This window comes from Mycobacterium gallinarum (assembly GCF_010726765.1).
Taxonomy (GTDB): domain Bacteria; phylum Actinomycetota; class Actinomycetes; order Mycobacteriales; family Mycobacteriaceae; genus Mycobacterium; species Mycobacterium gallinarum.
In genome coordinates, this window is the sequence record NZ_AP022601.1 from 4291847 (window position 1) to 4314166 (window position 22320).

A 22320-nucleotide genomic window follows, 5' to 3' on the forward strand; every position below is an offset into this window, starting at 1 on the left:
GCAACTACTCGAGTATGCAAGCTCTGACCGTGCAACCCAAGACGGCCGAATCGCTAGGCGTCGAGGACGTGGCGGACCCGCGCCGCCCACCCGACGAGCTACTGGTCGACGGCTTGGCTATCGGCGTCTGCGGCACCGATAAGGAGATCGTCAGCGGGGAATACGGGTGTCCGCCCAAAGGACGTGACCGGTTGATCTTGGGCCATGAGTCCCTGGGCCGAGTCGCCGAGGCGCCTGCTCACAGCGGATTCAGGGAAGGCGACCTCGTCGTCGGGGTCGTACGCCGACCAGATCCGGTGCCATGCGCGGCTTGCCGCCACGGGGAGTTCGACATGTGTCGCAACGGTCGCTACACCGAGAGGGGGATCAAGGAACGCGACGGGTACGGCAGCCAACGCTGGACCGTCGAGACCGAGTTCGCGGTGGCGATCGACCCAGCTCTTGAAGCGGTGGGGGTTCTGATGGAACCCACCACGGTGGTAGCCAAAGCTTGGGAACAGGTGCACCGGGTAGGTCAGCGAGGATACTTCGATCCACGGCGCGCCCTGATCACGGGCGCGGGTCCCATTGGCTTGCTTGCCGCCCTGCTCGGAATTCAGCACGGACTGGATACTCACGTACTCGATCGGGTCACCAACGGACCGAAACCGGCCATCGTGGAGGCACTCGGCGCCACCTACCACGCCGACGACATCGACGACGTCACCGCGAAACTGAACCCGGACGTGATCATCGAGGCCACCGGCGCTGCGCCTGTTGTCTTCGGCGCGATCGCCGGCACCGCCACGTGCGGCATCGTCTGCCTAACGGGGGTGTCACCCGCGGGTCGCCGACTACGCATCGACGCCGGCTCGCTCAACCGCGAACTCGTGCTGGAAAACGACGCCGTCTTCGGCTCAGTCAACGCCAATCTGCGTCATTACCGCCAAGCCGCCGTCGCCTTGGCATCTGCAGACAAGGACTGGTTGGCGAGTCTCATCACACGACGTGTTCCGCTCCATCGCGCAGCCGAGGCCTTCACCGAGCAACCCGACGACGTTAAGGTCATCATCACCCTCGATAGCGATCGATGACCGTGGCCCCCATCGAGGACTACGCGCTACTCGGCGATCTGCACACCGCTGCGCTCGTCGGTCGAGACGGCGCGATCGACTGGCTGTGTCTGCCCCGATTCGACTCCCCGTCCTGTTTCGGCGCCTTGCTCGATGGACCGGACGCGGGCCACTGGTTGTTGGCACCGGTGGGCGCACGGTCGGCCGATCGGCGGACGTACCTGGACGACACGCTGATCCTGCACACCGAGTGGGACACCGACGATGGTCGGGTTCGACTAATCGACTTCATGCCACCACGGGGCGAGTCGGCCGACGTCGTACGCATCGTCGAGGGTATACGCGGACGGGTGATGATGACGATGTCGCTGCGGCTGCGCTTCGACTACGGCCATGTCGTGCCGTGGGTGCGTCGCCGGAGTGACGGTCTCTTGGCGATAGCCGGTCCCGACGCGGTATGGCTGCGCACGCCGGTCGAGACTCGGGGCGAACATCTGACCACTGTGGCCGACTTCAACGTGGAAGCCGGGCAAAGGATCTCGTTCGTGCTGACCCACCGACCGTCCCATCTTTCGGCGTCAAAACCCGTCGATGCCGAGCGAGCACTGCGTGAGACCGAGGAGTGGTGGCGGCGATGGATGGGGCAGTGTCGTTACACCGGCCGGTGGCAACCGGAGGTACGTCGGGCACTGTTACTGCTCAAGGCCCTGACCTACGCGCCTACCGGAGGCATCGTCGCCGCCGCCACTACCTCGTTGCCTGAACAGATGGGCGGACCGCGGAACTGGGACTACCGATACTGCTGGCTACGCGATGCCACCTTCACGCTGCAGGCGCTGCTCGGTACCGGTTTCGTCGACGAGGCTCATGCGTGGCGCGAGTGGCTCGTGCGGGCGGTGGCGGGTGACCCAGGGGACCTGCAGATCATGTATGGGCTCGACGGCCGGCGAAGACTGCCGGAATTCGAACTGCCGTGGCTTGCGGGTTATGAAGGATCGCGACCGGTGCGCGTCGGCAACGCCGCTTCTGGGCAGAGACAGCTCGACGTGTGGGGTGAAGTGCTCGACGGCCTGCACCTCGCCCGCGCTTCGGGCCTCCCCACCGACGACACTGCGTGGGACGTTCAGCTTGCGCTCCTGGACTTCCTGGAAGGTCATTGGGACGAGCCCGACTACAGCCTCTGGGAAGTTCGGGGCCCTGCGCGACAGTTCGTTCATTCAAAGGTCATGGCGTGGGCCGGGGTCGACCGAGCGGTTCGCACCGTGGAGCATCATCGCCTGCCAGGGCCGTTGACCAGATGGCGCGAGTTGCGCGATGAGATTCACCGCAGTATCTGCACGCACGGCATCGACCCGGCCCGTGGCTGCTTCACACAGTCGTACGGCTCGAAGCACCTTGACGCCGCACTGTTGCTGCTACCTCGCGTCGGCTTCCTGCCCTGGACGGATCGTCGAATAATCAACACCGTCAAGGCGGTTCGCGAGGAGTTGAGCTGGAACGGGCTGCTGCTCCGCTATGATCCTGAGAAGAGCGATGACGGACTACCCGGCTCAGAGGGTGCGTTTCTGGCCTGTAGCTTCTGGCTGGTTGATGCCCTCTGCGGCATTGGTCAGGGTGATCGGGCGGCCGCACTCTACGAGGAGCTGCTCGAACTGCGCAACGACGTCGGAATGCTCAGCGAGGAATACGACCCCACTGCGCGACGTCATCTGGGCAACACGCCCCAGGCGTTCAGTCTGGTCGGCTTGATCAACAGCGCCAGACAACTCAGTGGCCATGAGACGACGACGAGTGCCCGCAGCAGCGCGCAACACCTCGATGCCCTCTAACGATCTCCAGCTCACCTCAGCAATAGCCCGCACACCCTCGGGGTTTCTCAGCTACTTCTTAGTACGCAATGATTGCGCCTACGCAATTAAATGTTTAGAACGGAAGTACGCCACTGTGACCGATGGGAGGCAGTCGTGAGTCAGCGACCCACGAACGATCCGACCGATGGACGACGCGTTCTGGATGTCGCAGAGGGAATTCTCATCGCGCTACGTCACTGCAGTGCAGAGCAAGCCTTTGACGAGCTTGTCACGACTTCCACGCGGCGAAACGTACCGCTCTTCGCGCTGGCCCAAGCGCTGATTAACCTGGCGGCAGGCCGCTGTGAAACAGAACCGGACCATGCCGCCCGAGCGGTGCGATCGCAGTGGGCTGATGCGTTTGATGGGCGCTCCGAAGTGAAGGAATTGGCTCCCCCTGAAAGCCACCCGAGTCCTGTGAACGCTGTCACAACACTTCGCTCGTCTTCTCACCACAGTGTCGGCGAGGCACGAGTAGAGGTCCTGGATGGGAGACCGCTCGCAGCCCTGAATGGGAACGAGATTTTTCGGGAGATTGCGCAACTGCGTCTTAAGTTGACCAGCCAGCCCGTCATCGAGCAGGCGAAGGGAATGCTTATGCAGTCGTTTGGCCTGAAGGCCGACGACGCATTCAACGTCTTGAAATCGCTGTCACAGGACTGCAACGTCAAACTGCGCGATGTATCTCGACGCATTGTCGACGACTGCACCTCCGATGCGCCTCGACCGGAATACCACACCGCCGAGGATTACCTGCACTTTGTCCGGCGGGATTTGCGATCTTCCGTGGTATGAATGTCGGTGTCGCTCAGGCGATACTGATCGTCCACCCGACACGAAGATGTCCGGTGAATTCTCGAACGATCATTGTCGGCGAGCTCCGGCCCCCGGGTATCGAGCACGATTCATGTCTACGCGCCATCCATTGGCATGGAAGGGGACGCCTTCTTCGATCAGCAGCGCGCGGGCGCGGCCACCATGGCAGGTGGCGGGGGTCCCGTCGGCGCGGACGACTCGCCACCACGGCACATTGGCGTCGAGCAGACTCACTGCGCGGCCGACCTGACGGGGGCCGACTCCGATCCTGCTGCCGATGTCTCCGTAAGTCGTGACGGAGCCAAGAGGAATGGTTTGGACGTCTTCACAGACGTCATCGACGATGCTCACCTGGTCCTCATCCGGCGGGCGGGTAGGTGAGGTTGCCGCCATCGACATGGGCGAAGTCGCTCAACGTCGCTCGGGTCGTGGTCGATGCGGACATGATGTGGCGGACCTCGGCTCCGGCGACGATCAGCGCATCGGTGATCAGTCTGCGGTGACAGCGCCAGGGGACCGCCTCGCTGCACATGATCGCCGGACGGAGGTGGTCGCTGAGCTGGAGCAGCTCGCTCAGCCCATCGGCGAACTCGGTGCTTTGCATGTAGTCGGCGTAGTCACGGAACGCCTTGACTCGCCACCCTCCGTTCGGGCTTTCGACACCAGCCGGGGTATGGCGCCGACCACCCAGCTTCTGAAGCCACCGGTAGTCAATGTCGGTCGGCATCTCCTCGATTATCGCCGCTTGGTTCCACTGCGGGAACTTTCGCGACGCCGGATAGGAGCGCACATCGACCAGAACGGTGATCGCGGTGGCGCGCAACATGGTCACTACGTCCTCGAAGGCGCGTGTTGAATGACCGATCGTCCAGACACGAATGGCCAATATCAAACCCTCCCTTTTGGTCGAGGTGATCGAACGCATCAGCGATTTTTCCGGGCGACGGCTTGATTCACCAGTGGGCGCGGCGCGCTTCTGGCGATGTCACGATCACTGACGGACCAGCAGCACTGAACCGTTGGCGTAGCCCAGTACTGGATGGTAAGCCGGCCAGACGAGTCGAGCGACGTGCTCGGCATCTGCACTACCCACCACCGCTAATTGGATTGAATCACTGCGGATGTCGTTGCGTCGTGTCGCACCTCGGCGCACAGCAACGGTTTGCACATGAACGTCCGGATAGCGTCGCACCCAGCTATCGACTCGCATATCGATCAGAAGAACCGGCGCTCTGCGCAGCCGCCCCTCCTCCATCGCGCGGTGCACGACCGCGTCATTGTCGGCGTCGTCGTTTTGCACAGCAGCGATCCAACCGATGTCTGATTCCGCTGTGCCGCCGGACCGGACGATCGCTACCGGGCAGTGCGCATGCCTCGCTAGGGCCGCCGCGGTCGAACCGAGCGGCATTCGTGCGCAGGGTCCTTTTCTCTCCGAGCCGACACAGATCAGTGACGCTCCACGGGATTCGTTTACGAGCACACAATCGGGACGGCCGCGCCGGATGACAGTTTCGACTTGTATCGGCTTTCCCATGTGGTCAATGGCCATCTCCGCGCGGTCTAAGGTTGCTTCGGCACGTACGACGTCCCATGGACGGCCCTTAACAGCCACGCGCGATGTGTAAGTGGCGGGGCGGACGTATACGAGGCGTAGGGGCACGCCGCGGCTGACCGCCTCTGCCACCGCCCAAGCGGCGGTGTCGATCGCGGCCTGAGAGCCGTTAATGCCAACGACCACTGCTTGAGTTTGGGCTTGCTCCGTCATGGCTATTGTCCTAGCTCCGATCTGTTCTGGAAGTGGGCGCTGTAGTCACCACTGCCCACGACGGTCTGACGGGCAGGCAATGTCGGCTATACGGGCGCTACTGGTTCAGCCGGAAGGGTTGGCCTGCAACACTTTCGAGAGGCAGACTGCGAGCGTCGTCGTGGGTCGTCGGGATATCTACATTCGGCGTCTGACCGTTGAGAAGCGGGACCGCTTCGGCGGGCGTGGTGCCTACTGTGGCCCCCTGCTGTTGCGGGGTGGCTTTCTCAAGGAAACGGAGCAGTTCCACGGGGAACGGAAGTACCAGGGTGGAGTTCTTCTCGGCGGCGACCTCGACGACGGTTTGCAAGAGTCGCAGTTGCAGCGCGGCTGGGTGCTCGGCCATCACCTCGGCCGCCTCAGCCAGCTTGTCGGATGCCTGCAGTTCGCCGTCGGCGGTGATGATCCGTGCCCGTCGCTCGCGCTCGGCTTCGGCTTGGCGCGACATTGAGCGCTTCATCGTATCCGGCAGCACCACGTCCTTGATTTCAACGCGGTCAATGTGGATCCCCCAGCCCAGCGCGGGGCTGTCGATCATCAATTCCAGGCCCTGGTTGAGACCTTCGCGATTGGACAGGAGGTCGTCGAGCTCGCTCTTGCCGATGATCGAACGCAGCGATGTTTGTGCGAGCTGTCCTACTGCGGACATGTAGTCCTGCACGTCCACAGACGCGCGCTGCGGATCGGCGACATTGAAATAGATGACGGCGTCGACCCGGACGGTGACGTTGTCGCGGGTGATGCCGTCTTGGGCGGGTATCGGCATTGTGATGATCTGCATGTTCACTTTGTCGAGGCGATCGGAGATTGGAATCAACCACGTGAGCCCCGGTCCGCGAACGCCGGATTGCACCCGTCCGAATCGATAGACAACGCCCCGCTCATATTGTTTGATGACGCGAAAATGCGATCCCAGCCAGAGAACGACAAGCCCGCAGACCGCGGCCACTGCATAGAGGACAATCATTTTCTCTCCAGTTCCGCCCGGGCTTTGGCTGTTGGTACTCGTTCGCGAGCTCGGACTGCTATTTGTGGAAACACCAACACCTCTTGACTAGGCGACTCGACGTGCTCGGGTTCCCGATCGAGACGGCCAGGCCCCTCTTCCGTATATGAGCCGTAGGAGGGCGCCGTGACCGTGGTTGACTGCGCGAGGAATACGCCCACGTCCTCGACCGGACCAGAGTGACCCGAAACTAGGCCGGTTCGTTCGGCGGCGGCGTTGTCTGCGCGCGCGGTGCGCGGCAGCGGTTGGCGCCGCAGGATTCGGACTTCGGTCGCGCTGAGCATGCGTGGTCCCCGCAGCGCCAACCACGAAAGCGCGACCGCAGCTATCAGCATTCGGGTCCTGGCCGGCTTACGCTGATTCGTCACCGACTGCGGCTCTACGCTGTCGAAGAGACGAAACAGTTCCGGGCTCCCCCGATAGAACCGGCGCTCGATGTCGCGCAGCGCTGCGAACTCATTGTCACTGAGCACTCCGCACCTCCGGAAATATTTCTACAACGCTGCCGTTACCGCGTTGACAGTCCAGACGGCGCGGCACTCTGCCCTCGGACTGCCAACGCTGGCGCGCCAGCACTGCGCGGCGGCGACCCTGCGCCTCCCGAGGTCCGATCCCCAACAGTTCGTCGGGGCTTGACACGTCATCGGGTTTCGATGCTGTCATCACGGCCGCGTATGCGCGCGCTGGTTTGGTATAGGGGGGAACGACCAGGAGAACTAGCTTGCCGAACCCTTCACCGATCACCGTCAGCGTGTTGGTGGATGATTGCGCAGAGCCTTCCAGGAGGATGCTGCGACCCATAACCTCCATGCGCAATGATGCTGGCGTCCAATACGTCTCATCGAAGATCACGTGGTCGATCTGGCCGAGCCGCCGCGTGAGGGCCGTCAGCAGAGGCGGAAGTTCAGTGAGTAGTTGATCGGTGCGGGGCCACCACGCACCCTGCACGAACCCGGAGGATCGGTGTGCGGGCTTCAATCTAAATCGCAGACCTCGCTCGACGCTGGGACGTGTCAGGGGTGCATTGCCGTGCAGAGTTGCGCGGACATACGTTGCCTCCTACCGGGAAAAAGTTGGTTGAAGCCTTGGGATCGAGCTGGCCAGTTTCGCGTACGCGGAGCAGCTTTGGGTGCTCGACGGCCTCACGCGCGCTTCCGCCTTGCCCGTTGTCTGCGTCGTTGGGGTTGTGACGGGGCGCGTCATCGCAGCCGTCCTGCGTGGGGCACGTGCGTCGAGGTCGATCCCAGGCGGTGAGTTCCGGTCGCCGTCATCAGCATTCGATGTGACCGAGGGCATGACGTGGCCTTGTACTGGCTGCAGTGCCCTATTGAGTCGGTGGGCGGCATGGGCGGTTTGGGTCAGCGGGCCGAGCGCCAGGCTAGGTATCGCGTGCGGGGAGTTGTCATCGATCGTGTGCTCGCTGTTGGTCCGCAGATCCTGTGCGAGGGCTTTGATTTGCACCTCGACGGGCACCAATCGGGTCCGATTTCTCGAGCGGACGGGGATTTCGATGACCAACTGCAAGCTTGTGTAGCCGTTGGGTTTCGACCACGAGAAGACGGTATTGCAACGCCCCAACTCGGCCATCTCCGGTAGTCCGGCGCCTCCGCCGTAGACATCGCCGACGATCACGGCTGCCTACCTCTCTCGTTGGGACGGTCAATATAAAGGAATTCTATCATTTAAAAATGTGCCTGATAAGGGTGCGAGATAAGTTGTCGCATGCTCAACCCCAGGATTCGTCGGGCCGCTGGATCTACCGATCGCGTTGGTGCGAGGCGCCGCTACGCCGCCTTCAACGGCCGCGTCCTTCACAACGACATCCGTGCTGAGCGGTCGGCGAAGATCCTGTTGAATCAGCTGGGATCACACCTGATGGTGATGTGCGACTCGTGGTAGTCGGCACTCATTCGTGCGGGCATGAGCGGCGCGCGCTTGCCGCCCATCTTTTCCCGCAGCACATCGTGTTTGACTGGGACTATCGACCATATGTACACAACCCAGTCGCCAGCACGCGAAAATTCCAGCGTCCGAATTGTTCGCGCGATGCGCCGCCGCCCACATCGGGCAATGACTCGGCAGAACTCGATGCTTCTGTCTGGCCGGCGCCGTAACCACCGACGCCGCAAGACAGCGGTCGTCGAGACGGACCTCGTTCAGCGATCCCGGTTTCTAGTCGGAAGCTTTTCTGCTAAACCTGAGAAGCGTATTATGAATGATAGTAATCATCTATAATCGGAGGTCGTCATGAAGACGGACCCGGACCGCGAGGGTCAACCCGGGTCGGCCAGTGGGGGCACCGCCACAGTGTCGTCGTCTTTGGTGACGGTCTCCGATCTGGCCCGCTCGATCAACTTCTATTGCGATGTGTTTTCGTGCCAGGTGGTGCTGCAGGAGCAGGACACCGCACTACTGTTGACAACGGGCGGTTTTCAGATCTATCTGCGTTCGGAAGCACCGCCCCGGCGGCGGCGTATCGGCGCCACGGGCGTCCAGTACCTTATGTGGGCGACCGACAACCGAGCAGAACTGCTGCGGATATCGCAGCGTCTATTCGCCTATGATGTCGCGACTTTTACCTACACCGAAAATGGGGTTACTTTCGTCGAGGGATGTGACCCCGACGGCGGACGGGTCATCGTGACACACCCAAGTCCGAGCCAGCTCCCGAGAGAGGTGATCGGCTCGCGACTGCGGGGACGACTGCGCTCTCTTCGGCGACGCTTGCGCACCAGAGACCTCGCGGCCTAGGCCACCCGCACCGGATTCGTTGACCCTCAAGGTAGTTGAGGAATGCGAGCGCCGATACGCGGGAGCGCTCGACATGCGCGGTGTTGCCCAGGATGGTGTCCCCGGAGATCATCGAGCCCTTTGACAGGATGCAGAGAGCCCTCCAGCGGTGGCCGCACCTCAACCACTCCGTTATTGCCGAGGCCCCAACCGAGCAATGCAGAGTTCGGGTTCGACGAAGGGCTCGAGCCTGGCGGACACTGACACCTCGTCGTGGTCGGCATGTCCACCCGCGGCCCGGTTGACCAAGCCCTGCAGCAACCCCAGGTGTAGGCCGCAACCCACCTCGGGGTGGGCTCGAGACAAATCGCGCACTGGGCAGGCGTGTAGACGAATGACCCGCTCGGCCCCGAAAACCTGCTCGCTATCAGCCGACAGCGATGCCGATGGTTCTGATTCAGCGGCCAGTTCGGCGTCAAACCCCATACGGTCGAACACCTCAGTCGCCAGCACGGCACCTCTATCCAACAGGTCACCGGCCCGCGCCGCGTCCGTACCACCTTGACCCCCAACAGCTTCAGGCCGCGAAGTCGCGATCCGTTCGGCCCACTGCACTCCCGCGCGCTGAGCACGCCGAGCGCGTGTTTCTACCGTCTCGCCGAGCTCCATCGCAAGGATCTCGGCGAGTATGCGATAGTCCAGGCGCTCCGCTACGGCGCGGTATCCGGTGCGTGGGCGACCCCTGCCGTCCCGGTTCATCCGGATGCGCTCGATCGCTCCCTCGTCGCACAACGCATCGAGGTGGAATCGCACGGTGGTGACATGCAACTTCATGAGCGAAGCAAGCTCGACCGCATCGATCGCACCGCCGCGCTCGCGCACCATCTGAAGCGTTCGTTCACGTTGCCGATTGCGCGGCAGGCGATTTCGTCGCCGACGCGAACCGGCCGCAGTGTCTGTTTCGTCGTCCACCTGACGCCTTGAAGACTCTTTAACGGATATACTTCATTTATATTAGCAGGGGTCTAGGGATTCGGACGTCCATGGACAGGCGGGCTGCCTTCCTCTGCGAGGGAGGTGACCGAATGGGACGCACCCACGCGGTGCGGGTGCGGCGCGTGTATGAGGATCGAGCACGCGGCGACGGCGCCCGGGTACTGGTGGACCGGGTCTGGCCGCGCGGAATGACCAAGGCGAAGGCCGATTTGGACGAATGGTGCAAACAGATCGCGCCGTCCACTGAACTGCGTAAGTGGTACAACCATGCTCCGGAGCGGTTCGAAGAGTTCACTTGCCGCTACCAGGCGGAGTTGACCACCCCGGCGCGCGCCGAGGCCCTCGCGCACCTACGCGACCTCGCGCAAGCCGGACCGCTGACACTGCTGACAGCGAGCAAAGCCGTCGATATCAGTGAGGCCACCGTGCTCGCAGCGATTCTGCAGTAAGCGGGGTCTCTCCGCCCAACCCCGATGAACCCGCTCGCCGCGGCTCAGATGCGGACGTCGACGAGCGCGAAGAATTCCTGGCGCGCTCGGGGATCTTCACTCAGGGCACCCAGCAGCGTGGAGGTGATGGTCGTCGATCCGGCGGCCTGCACCCCCCGCAGGGTCATGCAGGTGTGCCCGGCCTCGATGACCACGCCGACACCACGAGGCTGCAACTGAGCGTCAAGCCAAAAGGAATGCCGCGGCGGCGACTTCCGCGGCGGATAGATTCCGCTCTGAGGGGTGCACGAGTTGCAGTGCGGCGCTGGATTGCAGTGGAGTCCTTCCGGAAGACAAGGCGATCCCTCCGCCACCGGTGGCAGCCGTAGGCAGCGCCGGGGTGCGCGGAGGGAGGAACCTGGTGGATTCGACTATCCGACAGGCGTATCGGTGCCGGAGGGGGTCGGCCGACGCCAGGCGGCGTCGTACACAAAGGCCAGACGGCCCAAGGTCAGCGCGGCGAGCAAGAGGCCGAAGTCGCGCAGAGCGATGTCGTAGAAGCCGGGATAGCTCACGAGGTTGACGATGATGCCGGCCAGCCATGCCGCGACGATGTAAGCGGCATAGCGCGGCTTGATCGCCACGGCGATGCCGGCCACGATCTCGATCACCCCCACGCACAGCATCACTTGATGCGCGCTGATTGGACTGAGATCCACGATCCACGGGGCCAGATAGCCCTCCCAGTTGGTGAGCACGTTGGTGAACTTGTCGAGCCCAAACACGATCGGCAGCACCGTGAATCCGATCCGCAGCAGCAGGAACGCCGCGTAAGCCGGGTCGGAGCGGGCGCGCAGCAGCACCTCGGAGGAGGTGTGGGCGGCTGAACCGGGTAGCGCTGAAGCGGTCATCGCAATCTCCTTTGTAAAACCAATACTGGCTAATTTTAGAATCTGCCGCTCAGGCCCATTTGTCAATACTTTTTGGTGTTAGAGTTGGATTATGTCCATCACCCGCCCCGGCGACCTGGCCGCACTGAGCGGTCTGAGTCACCTGGACGACCCGTTGCGGCGCAAGCTGTACGAGTACGTGGCCGAGGCCGACGGGCCGGTTTCTCGCGAACAGGCCGCGGCCGATGCGTCGATCGGACGCACTCTCGCGGCCTACCACCTGGACAAGTTGGCCGAGGCGGGCCTCTTGACGATCAGCTACCAGCGCCCCGCCGGCCGCGGGGGGCCGGGGGCCGGACGCCCGGCCAAGCTCTACACCCGCGCCACCCAGGAGCTCACAATCACCGTTCCCCCCCGGGACTACGAACTGCTGGCGACACTGCTGGTCGCATCGGTCGAGCAGGACCCCAGTGGAGCAGTGCGAACAGCCGTGAACGAGTCCGCCGCGCAGGCGGGCCGCCGCGCGGGCCGCGAGTCCGGCGGCAACGTCGCTGGGGCGCTGCGCAATTGCGGCTACCTGCCGCGGGTCGGCGACGGCCGCATCATCCTCCGAAACTGTCCGTTCCACGTCGTCGCTCAGGATCACCGAGATGTCGTGTGTGGGCTGAATCTGCGCCTCGTCGAAGGAATCATCGCCGGCTGCGGGGACCCCCGCGCGCACGCCGAACTCGAGCCGGACCCTGACCGCTGCTGCGTGGTGGTGCACGATGTGCACCCGCCACACGCACGCCTGTCACCACCACAGCCATCGTCGCTGCGCGGCCGGACCGACCCCGAGTCGACGACGAGTGAAGAGAGGTCACCATGACGTCGAAGATCTCGTTGAGTCCGCTACCCAGGACCGATCGCCCAGTCGGCGTGGCCTTCGAGCAGGGTGGGCGGCGGCGATGACACGTCTGGAGCGCCTACAGACCGAGCGAGGGCAAAGCCCCTGGCTGGACAACCTCACCCGTCCGTACCTGCACGACGGGACATTGGCCGCTTACGTGGCCGACGGGATACGCGGGGTGACGGCCAATCCGACGATCTTGGCGAAAGCCATTGAGGCGTCCGATCTTTACGACACGCAGTTCGTCGGCCTCACTACCTCGGGTCATTCGGCCGAAGACGCGTACTGGGAACTCGCCGTGCGCGACGTCATCGACGCCCTGGCGGTGCTGCGTCCCACTTTCGATCGCTCACACGGCAGTGACGGTTTCGTATCCGTCGAAGTCGCGCCGGAGCTCGCGCACGACACCGCCGCTACGATCGCCGCGGCCACCAACCTGCACGAGCGAATCGCCCGCCCCAATTTGCTGGTGAAGATCCCCGCCACCGCCGAAGGCATCCCGGCGATCGCGACATTGATCGGCAAAGGTCTGAGCATCAACATCACTCTCATCTTCTCCCTGTCCCGCTACGAGCAAGTGATCGAGGCCTACCTATCTGGTCTGGAAACCCTTGCTGGGCGCGGCGGCGTGCTGCCCGCGGTCCGCAGCGTGGCGTCGTTCTTCGTCAGCCGCGTCGACACACACGTCGACCAGCGTTTGGACCTGATCGGCGACGCGTACGCGGCGGCGCTGCGCGGACGTGCCGGCGTCGCGCAGGCACGCCTGGCCTACCAGATCTTTCGGGACCGGTTCAGCGGTCCGCGGTGGGAGAAACTGGCGACCCTGGGGGCCAACCCGCAACGGCCACTGTGGGCATCCACCTCGACGAAGAACCCTGACTATCCCGACACCCTCTACGTCGACAGCCTCATCGGACCCGACACGATCAATACGATGGCCGAATCCACGATCGCCGCATTCGAGGACCACGGCATCGTCGAGGCGACCCTCGATACCCATCTAGATGAGGCGACCCGCGTGATGGATGACCTGCGCACGATCGGTATCGACATGGACGACGTCGGCCGCAGCCTCGAAGAACAAGGCGTCGACGGATTTCATCAGTCGTTCTCCGAGCTGCTGGTCACCTTGCGCAACAAAGCACACCAGCTCGCGAAGCAATGACCGCGGGGATCCCGCTGCGAGGCAACCGAACTCGATACCGCCCTCTCAACGAATAGGAGGCCCAGATGAGTGCACGGCAGACGTTTGTCATCGTGGGCGCCGGGCTGGCCGGCGCCAAGGCCGCTGAGGCGCTGCGCTCCAACCGATTTGATGGGAAGGTCATCTTGATCGGGGATGAGACCTACCGCCCGTACGACCGTCCACCCCTGTCGAAGGGCTACCTTCTGGGCAGCACCGAGCGGGAGAAGATCTACATCCATCCGGCGCAGTGGCACCTCGAGAACGACATCGACCTGCGTCTAGGTACCCGAGTCACCGAGATCGACTGCGTGTCCCACAAAGTAAGCACAGCGCAGGGCTGGACGCTCGACTACGACAAGCTGCTCCTGACGACGGGCTCCAGACCCCGGCGACTGCAGGTGCCCGGCGCCCAACTCCCCGGTGTCCAGTACCTGCGCAGGGTTGCCGACAGCGACGCACTGCGGGCGGCGTTCGCCGCCGCGCAGCAGGTGGCCGTCATCGGGGCGGGCTGGATCGGTTTGGAGACCGCCGCCGCCGCCCGGGAGGCCGGGTGTCACGTCACCCTTCTCGAGCGGGGGAAGCTACCGCTGCTGGGCGTGCTCGGCGCGGAAGTTGCCGAGACGTGTGCGGCGCTGCACCGCGCGCATGATGTCGAGCTGCGGCCCAATGCCGAAGTCGCCGAAATCATCGGCGACGGCGACAAGGCGGCCGGCGTGCGCCTCGCCGGCGGCGACGTCGTGCCGGCCGACGCAGTCGTGATCGGCGTGGGCGCCACCCCCAACACCGAACTGGCCGACGCGGCAGGCCTGCCGCTCGACAATGGCATCGTCGTCGATGAGCACCTGGTCACCGCCGACTCCGACGTGTTCGCCGCCGGGGACGTGGCCAACTCGTACTACCCCATGCTGGGCACTCACCTGCGCCTCGAGCACTGGTCGGCCGCCATCAACCAAGGACCGGTCGCGGCGGCGAACATGATGGGCACACTTACCTCCTATGACCACGTGCCCTACTTCTTCTCCGACCAATACGACTGTGGGATGGAGTATTCCGGCTATGTCGGGCCAGACGGCTACGACGAGGTCGTCTTCCGCGGCGACGTCGCCAGCGGTGATTTCATCGCCTTCTGGCTGCGCGAACGGCGGGTCCTGGCCGGCATGAACGTCAACACGTGGGGTGTCACCGACGCGATCGAGGCGCTCGTGCGCTCCGGCGCCCACGTCGATGCCGCGAAGCTCGCCGACCCCGACGTGCCTCTAATGGGCCTGGCCGGCAAGGCGACTCACGTTCGATAGCACAACAGCTTCCCCGGACAATGAGAACGTCGCATTCGGAAAAGGTGGATGCCGCGGCGCGCCGGCTCAGTGACCGGACAACCGGTTCGTGACGGCGAAGTCGTGGGTGGCTGCAGGCGAATTCGGTCCGCGGCCGATGTGTGCTTCGGCGCGCATCCGCTGCGACATGTGCGGGTAATGCAATTCGAAAGCTGGCCGCTCAGAACGGATCCGAGGCAGCTCGATGAAGTTGTGCCGCGGAGGCGGGGAACTGGTCGCCCACTCCAGCGAGTTGCCGTAGCCCCAAGGATCATCGACGGTGCACGGCTCGCCGTAGCGGTAACTCTTAAAGATATTCCACACGAACGGCAGCATGGATACCCCGAGGGTGAACGCGCCGATCGTCGAAACGATGTTCAAGGTGGTGAAGCCGTCGGTTGGTAGATAGTCGGCGTAACGGCGCGGCATACCTTCGTTACCCAGCCAGTGCTGCACCAAGAAGGTGGTGTGGAAGCCGATGAACGTCAGCCAGAAGTGCAGCTTGCCCAACCGCTCGTCGAGCAGGCGGCCCGTCATCTTCGGGAACCAGAAGTAGATGCCAGCGTAGGTGGCGAACACGATGGTGCCAAACAGCACGTAGTGGAAGTGAGCGACCAGGAAGTAGGTGTCGGTGACATGGAAGTCCAGTGGCGGGCTGGCCAACATGACCCCGGACAAGCCGCCCAGCAGGAAGGTGAGCATGAATCCCACCGAGAACAACATCGGTGTCTCAAATGTCAACTGGCCGTGCCACATCGTGCCGATCCAGTTGAAGAACTTGATGCCGGTAGGCACCGCGATCAGATACGACATGAATGAGAAGAAAGGTAGGAGAACGGCGCCGGTGGCGAACATGTGGTGGGCCCAAACAGCGGTGGACAGCGCCGCTATGGACACGGTCGCGTAGACCATCGTGGTGTAGCCGAAGACCGGTTTGCGGCTGAACACCGGAACGATCTCGGTGACGATGCCGAAGAACGGGATCGCCACGATGTAGACCTCGGGATGGCCGAAAAACCAGAAGAGGTGCTGCCACAAGATCACACCGCCGTTGGCCGGGTCATAGATATGAGCGCCGAGGTGGCGGTCGGCGGCCAGGCCGAACAGCGCGGCAGTCAGCAGCGGAAACGCGATCAAAATCATGATCATCGTTATCAAAATGTTCCAGGTAAAGATCGGCATCCGGAACATCGTCATCCCCGGCGCGCGCATGCACGCCACCGTGGTGATCATGTTGACGGCGCCCAGAATCGTCCCGAGCCCTGCGACGATCAGGCCCATGATCCAAAGGTCGCCGCCAGCGCCTGGCGAGTGGATGGCATCGCTCAGCGGCGTGTACGCCGTCCAGCCGAAATCCGCGGCGCCCCCGGGAGTGAGGAAGCCCGACACCGTGACCAGCGCGCCGAACAGAAACAGCCAGTAGCTCAGCGCGTTGAGGCGCGGGAATGCGACATCGGGTGCGCCGATCTGTAGCGGCAGAACACAGTTGGCGAAACCGAATACGATCGGGGTGGCATACAGCAGCAGCATGATGGTGCCGTGCATTGTGAACAGCTGGTTGTACTGCTCGTTCGAAAAGAACTGCAAACTCGGCGCCGCAAGCTCGGTTCGCATGAACAGCGCCATCAATCCGCCGACCATGAAGAAGCCGATCGAGGTGACGACGTACATCATCCCGAGCAGCTTGGGGTCAGTCGTCGTCACCAACCTGTAGACGAACGTGCCCCTAAACCCACGACGTTGCGGGAACGGCCGGGTCGCAATCAGTTCAGCTACGGCGCTCACGGCGTGCTCTCAGTGTGAGTTTCCGCGGTGGGTCCGGCCGGGCTCTCCGCTTGCGCGACAACGTCGCTGCCGCTTTTCGCGCTCCCATCCGCCATGGGCCGTCCATCCTTAACCTATTTTGGAGGACTGTACTCCTCTAATATCGTTTGGTCCACCAACCCGTTTTCCAGGCCACCCCTGCCAATCCGGCTGGGGCACAGACAATTCCGCTCTCGCCATGCTGGTCTTGGCGACCGCCCACTCGGGCAGAGTCCGTCTGCTCGCACTCGTCTGATGCCGAGCCAATCGAGCTTTCGGCGACGCAAGGGTGGCGGTGAGCATCTTGGGTGCGATGTCAGAGCAGACCGAAAAGGTCGGGCTCGGTGATTCGGATGATCCGGATCCGCCACAGATGTTCGGTCTGGTTGCCTTCCAGGTAGCGCCAGTCATAGGCGCCGGGCCGGTCGCGCGCGAACTCCTCGCGCAGGTGCTTGGGGTCGTGACTGTTGACGAGCACGAACGACTCGCCCGCTGCCAGTGCGTCAAAGCGCGCGAAAATCATCGGGTGCCGTTGCGGTTTGGGTATGTGGCGCACGTCCAACTCGTCGGTATCAGCAGGGGCGCGCAGTTCGTCGTAGATAGTCATAGCCTCATCCTATTCCTACAAGTGGTAATTAGAGTAAGTTAGTTGGCATGACATACGTAATCGGGCAGCCGTGCGTGGACATCAAGGACCGAGCCTGCGTGGACGAGTGCCCAGTCGACTGCATCTACGAGGGAGCTCGGATGCTCTACATCCACCCCGACGAGTGCGTCGATTGCGGTGCCTGCGAACCGGTATGCCCGGTAGAAGCGATTTACTACGAAGACGACCTACCCGAGTCGCTACAGCCTTATCAGGATGAGAACGTCAAGTTTTTCACCGACACCCTGCCGGGACAGACCAATCCGCTGGGGTCGCCGGGAGGAGCCGCAAAACTCGGTCCGGTCGAAGCCGATACGCCGATGGTGGCGGCTCTGCCGCCGCAGGGCCACTGATGCGCACCGACGCGACCGCGCATCCGTCGGAGAAGGGGCCGCCGGGCCGCCGAGATGTCATCCTGGCGCTGCTGCGGTCCTCGGCGGAGCCGTGCAGTATTGCCAGCATCGCCGATGAGCTCGAGGTGCACCCCAACACTGTTCGGTTTCACCTCGATGCGCTGGCGCGCGCTGGCCGCGTCGAACAAGTCCTCGGTGACTCCGCCGGTCGCGGCCGACCCCCAATCCTGTTTCGCGCCAGCCGCCGGATGGACCCCGCAGGGCCGACCAACTATCGGCTACTTGCCGGCATCCTCACCGACCATCTGGCCCGCGAACCCGACGCCGCCGCCGTCGCCACCCGGCTGGGACGTGCGACGAGCCCGAGGCTGTTGGAGTCATCCGGCCAGCGTCGGGCACCGTCGAAAACCCGCGCGGTCAACGAACTGGTGGAGTTACTGGCGGAGCTAGGGTTTGAGCCCGAACCCGCGTACAGTCCGCGCACGCGCGAGATCCGATTGCGACACTGCCCTTTCCAAAATCTGGCCGAAGAACACGGCGAGGTGATCTGCTCGTTGCACCTGGGCTTGATGCAGGGCGCGTTGAGCGCGATGCGCGCCCCGGTCACCGTGGGTCGGCTCGACCCGTTCGTCGAGCCCGACTTGTGTGTGGCACACCTGGCTGCCGCGTCGTCGGGTGATCAGGCATCGTCGTGACCGAGATCGCTATCCGGGTGGCGGCCGCTGCCACGCTGATGTGGCTGGGAATGGTTTTGGCGATCTCCTTTCTGGAAGCACCGCTGAAGTTTCGCGCCGAAGGTCTCGAGTTGGCGGTGGGTCTGGCGATCGGGCGCGTCGTGTTCCGTGCCCTCAACAGCGTCGAGTTGATCTGGGCGGTGGTCATCGCGACATGCCTAATCCTCGGCGGGCCTTCGAGCCCGCTGGTCGCGGTGGCTGCGGGGATCGCCGTGCTGCTGACCGTTCAACTCCTGTTTGTGCGGCCCCGGCTCAACCGGCGATCGGCGTACGTACTGGGCGGCCACGAGGCGCCCCGCTCCCGGGCGCACCACGCCTACATCGGGTTGGAGGTGCTCAAGGCGGCCGCCCTGGTCGTCCTGGGCGCTGCCCTGCTGGCGGCATGACCAACCCGACAACGACACAAGGAAGGAGAAGTCACATGAGCGTTCATCAGCCAGAACTCGAGGCGCTCGGCGATCATGACTACCTCGTGCGGTTTGTGCGGGACGAGGACACCGTAGTTGTGCGCGTGTACGCCGACCCTGCCGTGGTTGCACAGATCGCTGAGAACGAGCAGCGCGTCGTCGAGGCAACAGCGGCCTACCTAATTGACCGTCAGAGCGCCGACGACTTGCCTGAGCAGGTCGACCTCGACGCGGTCGCCGCGGCGTACGAGGGATATATCGCCGACCTACACCGGCAGCTGAGCCGGACGTCGAGCCACTGAGGATCGCGATAGCCACCATGGACAAAATCTCGCTGACCGTGCTTAGCCGACAGCAGCTGGCCGCCGCGCACGACAGCCCCAGCGGCCGCAGCGCGCACACCGTCTACGGCGGACATCAACATTCGTTGCGCCAAACCGTAATTGCCCTGACCGCGGGCACGCGTCTCGACGATCACGACAGTCCTGGCGAGGCCACGTTGCAGGTGCTACACGGACGAGTCCAGCTGACCAGCGCCAACACCCGTTGGGATGGTCGCCTCGGCGATCACCTCGTGATCCCCCCGACCCGCCACGGACTACACGCGCTTGACGACAGCGTCGTGCTGCTCACCGTCGCCAAATCCCTTCAGCGCTAGCGCGAATCCATCTATGACGACGACCTGCCCGGGCTATGAAGCTTGGCGACCACACTCACGGCCGCCGACGCCGACCTACGTGCGCGCTGTCGGAATCCGACAAAGCGTCGCGGCCTCGTTGTCTGGCTACGGCAATCGTTGCGCGGGAGATCCAGGCCACGATGAAAAGCATCGGATGGTCGAGCTGTGGAGGTGGGTGATGGTCACCAGCGTGCGGATGGATGCCACCGCTGCTGATCACACCGGTAGCAGTCGGTACAGTGCCGGACGTAGGCGAGTCGCCGAAGGGTGCCGTCGATGAACCCCCACCGTCCCCACGATCAACGCGCGACGGCTCACCATCGGGCTGGCGCAGCCGCGATGGACACCTTCATGGTGCGGCTGCCTCGGTGGCCTGTTGTGCTGCGGCTGGCCGGTCGCGATCCACTGGTGCGCACGACTGATCGGATCGAGGCGCTGGTGTTGGTGCTGGCTGTCGTGGTGTCGCTGCTCGCGCTCCCGATCACAGCGGCCGTGGGCACCGCGGTCTATGACTCGAGCCGTCACCTCTACGCCGAGCAGGCCCATACCCGCCACACGGTGACCGCGACGGTCACCGACGTCCCTGCCTCCCAACAAATCTTGCGAACAGGTACCACCACCGTTGCCGCCCGATGGACGACCGGCGACGCCGAACACACCGGCACGGTCGAGGCGCAATCAACAACCCAGACCGGTGACTCCATTGAGATCTGGGTCGACAACACCGGAGCGCAGGTCCCCGCACCACTGCCGACCACACGCGCCGCCGTTGAGGCGGCAATGGGCGCGCTCGTGATCTGGATTAGCGTGGCCGCCATCGCAGCGACCCTGTTCACCGTCACCCGGGCCGTTTGTGACCGTATCCGTTTCGCCGGATGGCAACACGATCTCGACAACTTGGTCGACAACAGCGGTGGACATCATCCCGGCCGCACGTCGGAACGGTGACGCCGTGATTGCACCGCCCTCCACCGGCCCTGCATCCGGCCTGCCAAGAACCGCGACCAGCGCCAACGATTCATCCACAGCCGGCCAAGCGCTGGGCGGCGACGACAGACATCGCGCGACGGATCCGCGCACGGCCCAATCACGCTGGCGCGCTGTGCATACCGAACACGCCGTGCACGAGATGAATTGCCGGCCGCATCGGCCCAGTAGATCCCGAATACCCACCCTCGACCGAAAGGCAACGACATGACCGACACGACACCCATACCGCCGACGACGACCGATGCCGGCATCCCGGTGCAAAGTGACGAGCACTCATTGACCGTCGGACCCGACGGGCCGATCCTGCTGCACGATCACTATCTGATCGAACAGATGGCGGCGTTCAACCGCGAGCGCGTCCCCGAGCGCCAACCACATGCCAAGGGCAGCGGGGCCTTTGGGCGCTTCGATGTCACCAATGACGTCAGTGCGTTCACCAAGGCAGCGGTGTTTGCGCCCGGCACCACCACTGAGACGGTGATCCGGTTCTCCACTGTGGCCGGTGAGCGCGGCAGCCCAGACACCTGGCGCGACGTGCGCGGTTGGGCGCTGAAGTTCTACAGCACAGAGGGGAACTACGACATCGTCGGCAACAACACTCCGGTGTTCTTCCTGCGCGACCCGCTCAAGTTCGGCCATTTCATCCGCTCGCAGAAGCGCCGCGCCGACAGCAACCTGCGCGACCACGACATGCAGTGGGATTTCTGGACGCTCTCACCAGAGTCCGCCCACCAGGTCACCTACCTGATGGGCGATCGCGGTATCCCGTCGACGTGGCGGCACATGAACCTCTACGGCTCCCACACCTACATGTGGATCAACGCCGCCGGCGAAAGATCCTGGGTCAAATACCATTTCATCACCGATCAGGGCGTGCAGAACCTGACTCAGGCCGAGGCCGACGAGCTGGTCAAACTCGATACCGATCACCACACCCGTGACCTGTTCGAGTCGATCGATCGTGGCGAGCGCCCGTCCTGGACGCTGAAGGTGCAGATCATGGGATTCGACGAGGCCAAGGCCTACCGGTTCAACCCGTTCGACCTGACCAAGGTGTGGCCGCACGCCGACTACCCGCTGATCGAGGTCGGCAAGCTGACGCTGGATCGCAATCCCACCGACAATCACAGCCAGATCGAGCAGGGCGCTTGGGAGCCGTCCAACATGGTGCCCGGAATCGCGCCCAGCCCGGACAAGATGCTGTTGGGCCGGATGTTCGCCTACGCCGATGCCCACCGCTACCGCATCGGAGCCAACTACAACCAACTCCCGGTCAACGCACCCACGTCGCCGGTGCACTGCTACAGCACCGCCGGTCACATGCGTTACCAGCTGGCCACCGATCCGGTGTACGCGCCCAACTCCAAGGGCGGGCCCACCGCCGACACCGCCCGCTACGGCGATGCAGGGGGTTGGCACACCGATGGTGACATGGTGCGCACCGCCTACACGCTGCGCGCCGCCGACGACGACTGGGGCCAGGCCGGCACCCTTGTCCGCGATGTGATGGACGAGGCCGAGCGGGACCGATTGGTGGACAACGTCGTTGGTCATCTTCGGGCCGGCGTCAGCGAACCGGTACTGCAACGCGCCTTCGACTACTGGCGCAACATCGACCGTGACCTCGGCGATCGGATCGAAAAGGGTGTCCTGCAATGAGTCCAGCCATCGCGAGGGCATCGCTGGCCGCAACGGCGTTCATCACGGTGATCCCCGGCATCCTCGGACAGCCAGTATCTAACTCGAGG

At 63.7% G+C, this 22320-nt stretch carries 24 protein-coding genes and 1 pseudogene; 15 read left to right on the plus strand and 10 right to left on the minus strand.

The features are described 5' to 3' along the window. Positions 1-29: 29 nt before the first annotated feature. From G6N42_RS21185 to G6N42_RS21195, 3 genes are all read left to right on the plus strand, one after another. Complete coding sequence (locus tag G6N42_RS21185; RefSeq protein WP_232076224.1) at positions 30-1073, plus strand: glucose 1-dehydrogenase; 1044 nt, start codon at positions 30-32, stop codon at positions 1071-1073. Then, positions 1070-2881 (plus strand): glycoside hydrolase family 15 protein, encoded by a 1812-nt coding sequence (locus G6N42_RS21190; RefSeq protein ID WP_174262128.1) that lies wholly within the window; start codon positions 1070-1072, stop codon positions 2879-2881. Before G6N42_RS21185 ends, G6N42_RS21190 begins: the two co-directional genes overlap by 4 nt. A gap of 135 nt (positions 2882-3016) precedes the next feature. Continuing rightward, positions 3017-3697, plus strand: a complete 681-nt coding sequence (locus G6N42_RS21195; protein ID WP_232076226.1) for an ANTAR domain-containing protein — start codon at positions 3017-3019, stop codon at positions 3695-3697. A gap of 69 nt (positions 3698-3766) precedes the next feature. Here the strand turns inward: G6N42_RS21195 and G6N42_RS21200 are convergent, their stop codons facing one another. The 5 genes from G6N42_RS21200 to G6N42_RS21220 form a co-directional block, all read right to left on the minus strand. Then, positions 3767-4117 carry an MGMT family protein gene (locus G6N42_RS21200; protein WP_350310130.1) on the minus strand — a complete coding sequence of 117 codons (351 nt, stop codon included), beginning with the start codon at positions 4115-4117 and terminating at the stop codon, positions 3767-3769. Next, complete coding sequence (locus G6N42_RS21205) at positions 4077-4604, minus strand: DUF488 domain-containing protein (RefSeq protein WP_197905546.1); 528 nt, start codon at positions 4602-4604, stop codon at positions 4077-4079. Before G6N42_RS21205 ends, G6N42_RS21200 begins: the two co-directional genes overlap by 41 nt. A gap of 105 nt (positions 4605-4709) precedes the next feature. Further along, positions 4710-5483, minus strand: a complete 774-nt coding sequence (locus G6N42_RS21210; RefSeq protein ID WP_163732412.1) for a universal stress protein — start codon at positions 5481-5483, stop codon at positions 4710-4712. Positions 5484-5580: 97 nt separating this feature from the next. Next, a complete protein-coding gene (locus G6N42_RS21215) occupies positions 5581-6489 on the minus strand; it encodes a slipin family protein (RefSeq protein WP_163732415.1) in 909 nt (302 codons plus the stop codon). Positions 6490-6990: 501 nt separating this feature from the next. Continuing rightward, positions 6991-7563, minus strand: coding sequence for a DUF5994 family protein (locus G6N42_RS21220; protein ID WP_163737953.1), 573 nt, complete (start codon positions 7561-7563; stop codon positions 6991-6993). A 1212-nt stretch (positions 7564-8775) separates the two neighbouring features. Here G6N42_RS21220 and G6N42_RS21225 point away from each other — a divergent pair. Beyond that, a complete protein-coding gene (locus tag G6N42_RS21225; protein ID WP_163732419.1) occupies positions 8776-9279 on the plus strand; it encodes a VOC family protein in 504 nt (167 codons plus the stop codon). A 171-nt stretch (positions 9280-9450) separates the two neighbouring features. On the opposite strand, the gene G6N42_RS21230 is transcribed toward G6N42_RS21225, so the two are convergent. Then, positions 9451-10143, minus strand: coding sequence for a helix-turn-helix domain-containing protein (locus G6N42_RS21230; protein ID WP_163732422.1), 693 nt, complete (start codon positions 10141-10143; stop codon positions 9451-9453). 200 nt (positions 10144-10343) lie between these two features. Between G6N42_RS21230 and G6N42_RS21235 the strand changes: the two genes are divergently transcribed. Beyond that, on the plus strand, positions 10344-10703 hold the full coding sequence (locus G6N42_RS21235; protein ID WP_163732425.1) for a DUF488 domain-containing protein: 360 nt from the start codon (positions 10344-10346) through the stop codon (positions 10701-10703). A 44-nt stretch (positions 10704-10747) separates the two neighbouring features. Here G6N42_RS21235 and G6N42_RS21240 read toward each other — a convergent pair. Both G6N42_RS21240 and G6N42_RS21245 read right to left on the minus strand, forming a co-directional pair. Further along, a pseudogene (locus G6N42_RS21240) lies at positions 10748-10933 on the minus strand (GTP cyclohydrolase I); the annotation flags it as partial. A gap of 180 nt (positions 10934-11113) precedes the next feature. Beyond that, positions 11114-11593 carry a DoxX family protein gene (locus G6N42_RS21245; protein ID WP_163732428.1) on the minus strand — a complete coding sequence of 160 codons (480 nt, stop codon included), beginning with the start codon at positions 11591-11593 and terminating at the stop codon, positions 11114-11116. 91 nt (positions 11594-11684) lie between these two features. Between G6N42_RS21245 and G6N42_RS21250 the strand changes: the two genes are divergently transcribed. The 3 genes from G6N42_RS21250 (at position 11685) to G6N42_RS21260 (ending at position 14942) form a co-directional block, all read left to right on the plus strand. After that, complete coding sequence (locus G6N42_RS21250) at positions 11685-12440, plus strand: helix-turn-helix transcriptional regulator (RefSeq protein WP_163732431.1); 756 nt, start codon at positions 11685-11687, stop codon at positions 12438-12440. 79 nt (positions 12441-12519) lie between these two features. Next, the gene (tal, locus tag G6N42_RS21255) at positions 12520-13626 is read left to right on the plus strand and encodes a transaldolase (protein ID WP_163732434.1); all 1107 of its coding nucleotides are present in this window, start codon (positions 12520-12522) and stop codon (positions 13624-13626) included. Between the two features lie 65 nt (positions 13627-13691). Then, entirely contained in the window at positions 13692-14942 is a 1251-nt protein-coding gene (locus tag G6N42_RS21260; protein WP_163732436.1) for an NAD(P)/FAD-dependent oxidoreductase, read from the plus strand. A gap of 66 nt (positions 14943-15008) precedes the next feature. On the opposite strand, the gene ctaD is transcribed toward G6N42_RS21260, so the two are convergent. Together ctaD and G6N42_RS21270 are read right to left on the minus strand one after the other, a co-directional pair. Next, complete coding sequence (gene ctaD / locus G6N42_RS21265; protein WP_163732439.1) at positions 15009-16745, minus strand: aa3-type cytochrome oxidase subunit I; 1737 nt, start codon at positions 16743-16745, stop codon at positions 15009-15011. A gap of 334 nt (positions 16746-17079) precedes the next feature. Continuing rightward, the gene (locus tag G6N42_RS21270; protein ID WP_163732442.1) at positions 17080-17370 is read right to left on the minus strand and encodes a DUF2249 domain-containing protein; all 291 of its coding nucleotides are present in this window, start codon (positions 17368-17370) and stop codon (positions 17080-17082) included. 47 nt (positions 17371-17417) lie between these two features. Between G6N42_RS21270 and fdxA the strand changes: the two genes are divergently transcribed. From fdxA to G6N42_RS21305, 7 genes are all read left to right on the plus strand, one after another. After that, positions 17418-17762, plus strand: coding sequence for a ferredoxin (gene fdxA, locus G6N42_RS21275; RefSeq protein ID WP_163732445.1), 345 nt, complete (start codon positions 17418-17420; stop codon positions 17760-17762). Further along, on the plus strand, positions 17762-18457 hold the full coding sequence (locus G6N42_RS21280) for a helix-turn-helix transcriptional regulator (RefSeq protein WP_163732448.1): 696 nt from the start codon (positions 17762-17764) through the stop codon (positions 18455-18457). The genes fdxA and G6N42_RS21280 overlap by 1 nt, the downstream gene beginning before the upstream one ends. Before the next feature lie 38 nt (positions 18458-18495). Next, the gene (locus G6N42_RS21285) at positions 18496-18882 is read left to right on the plus strand and encodes a hypothetical protein (protein ID WP_163737957.1); all 387 of its coding nucleotides are present in this window, start codon (positions 18496-18498) and stop codon (positions 18880-18882) included. Between the two features lie 35 nt (positions 18883-18917). Further along, positions 18918-19205, plus strand: coding sequence for a hypothetical protein (locus G6N42_RS21290; protein WP_163732451.1), 288 nt, complete (start codon positions 18918-18920; stop codon positions 19203-19205). A 17-nt stretch (positions 19206-19222) separates the two neighbouring features. Next, the gene (locus G6N42_RS21295) at positions 19223-19561 is read left to right on the plus strand and encodes a cupin domain-containing protein (protein WP_163732454.1); all 339 of its coding nucleotides are present in this window, start codon (positions 19223-19225) and stop codon (positions 19559-19561) included. Between the two features lie 297 nt (positions 19562-19858). After that, a complete protein-coding gene (locus G6N42_RS21300) occupies positions 19859-20530 on the plus strand; it encodes an Rv1733c family protein (protein ID WP_434059592.1) in 672 nt (223 codons plus the stop codon). Between the two features lie 246 nt (positions 20531-20776). After that, the gene (locus tag G6N42_RS21305; protein ID WP_163732458.1) at positions 20777-22231 is read left to right on the plus strand and encodes a catalase; all 1455 of its coding nucleotides are present in this window, start codon (positions 20777-20779) and stop codon (positions 22229-22231) included. Positions 22232-22320 lie beyond the last annotated feature (89 nt).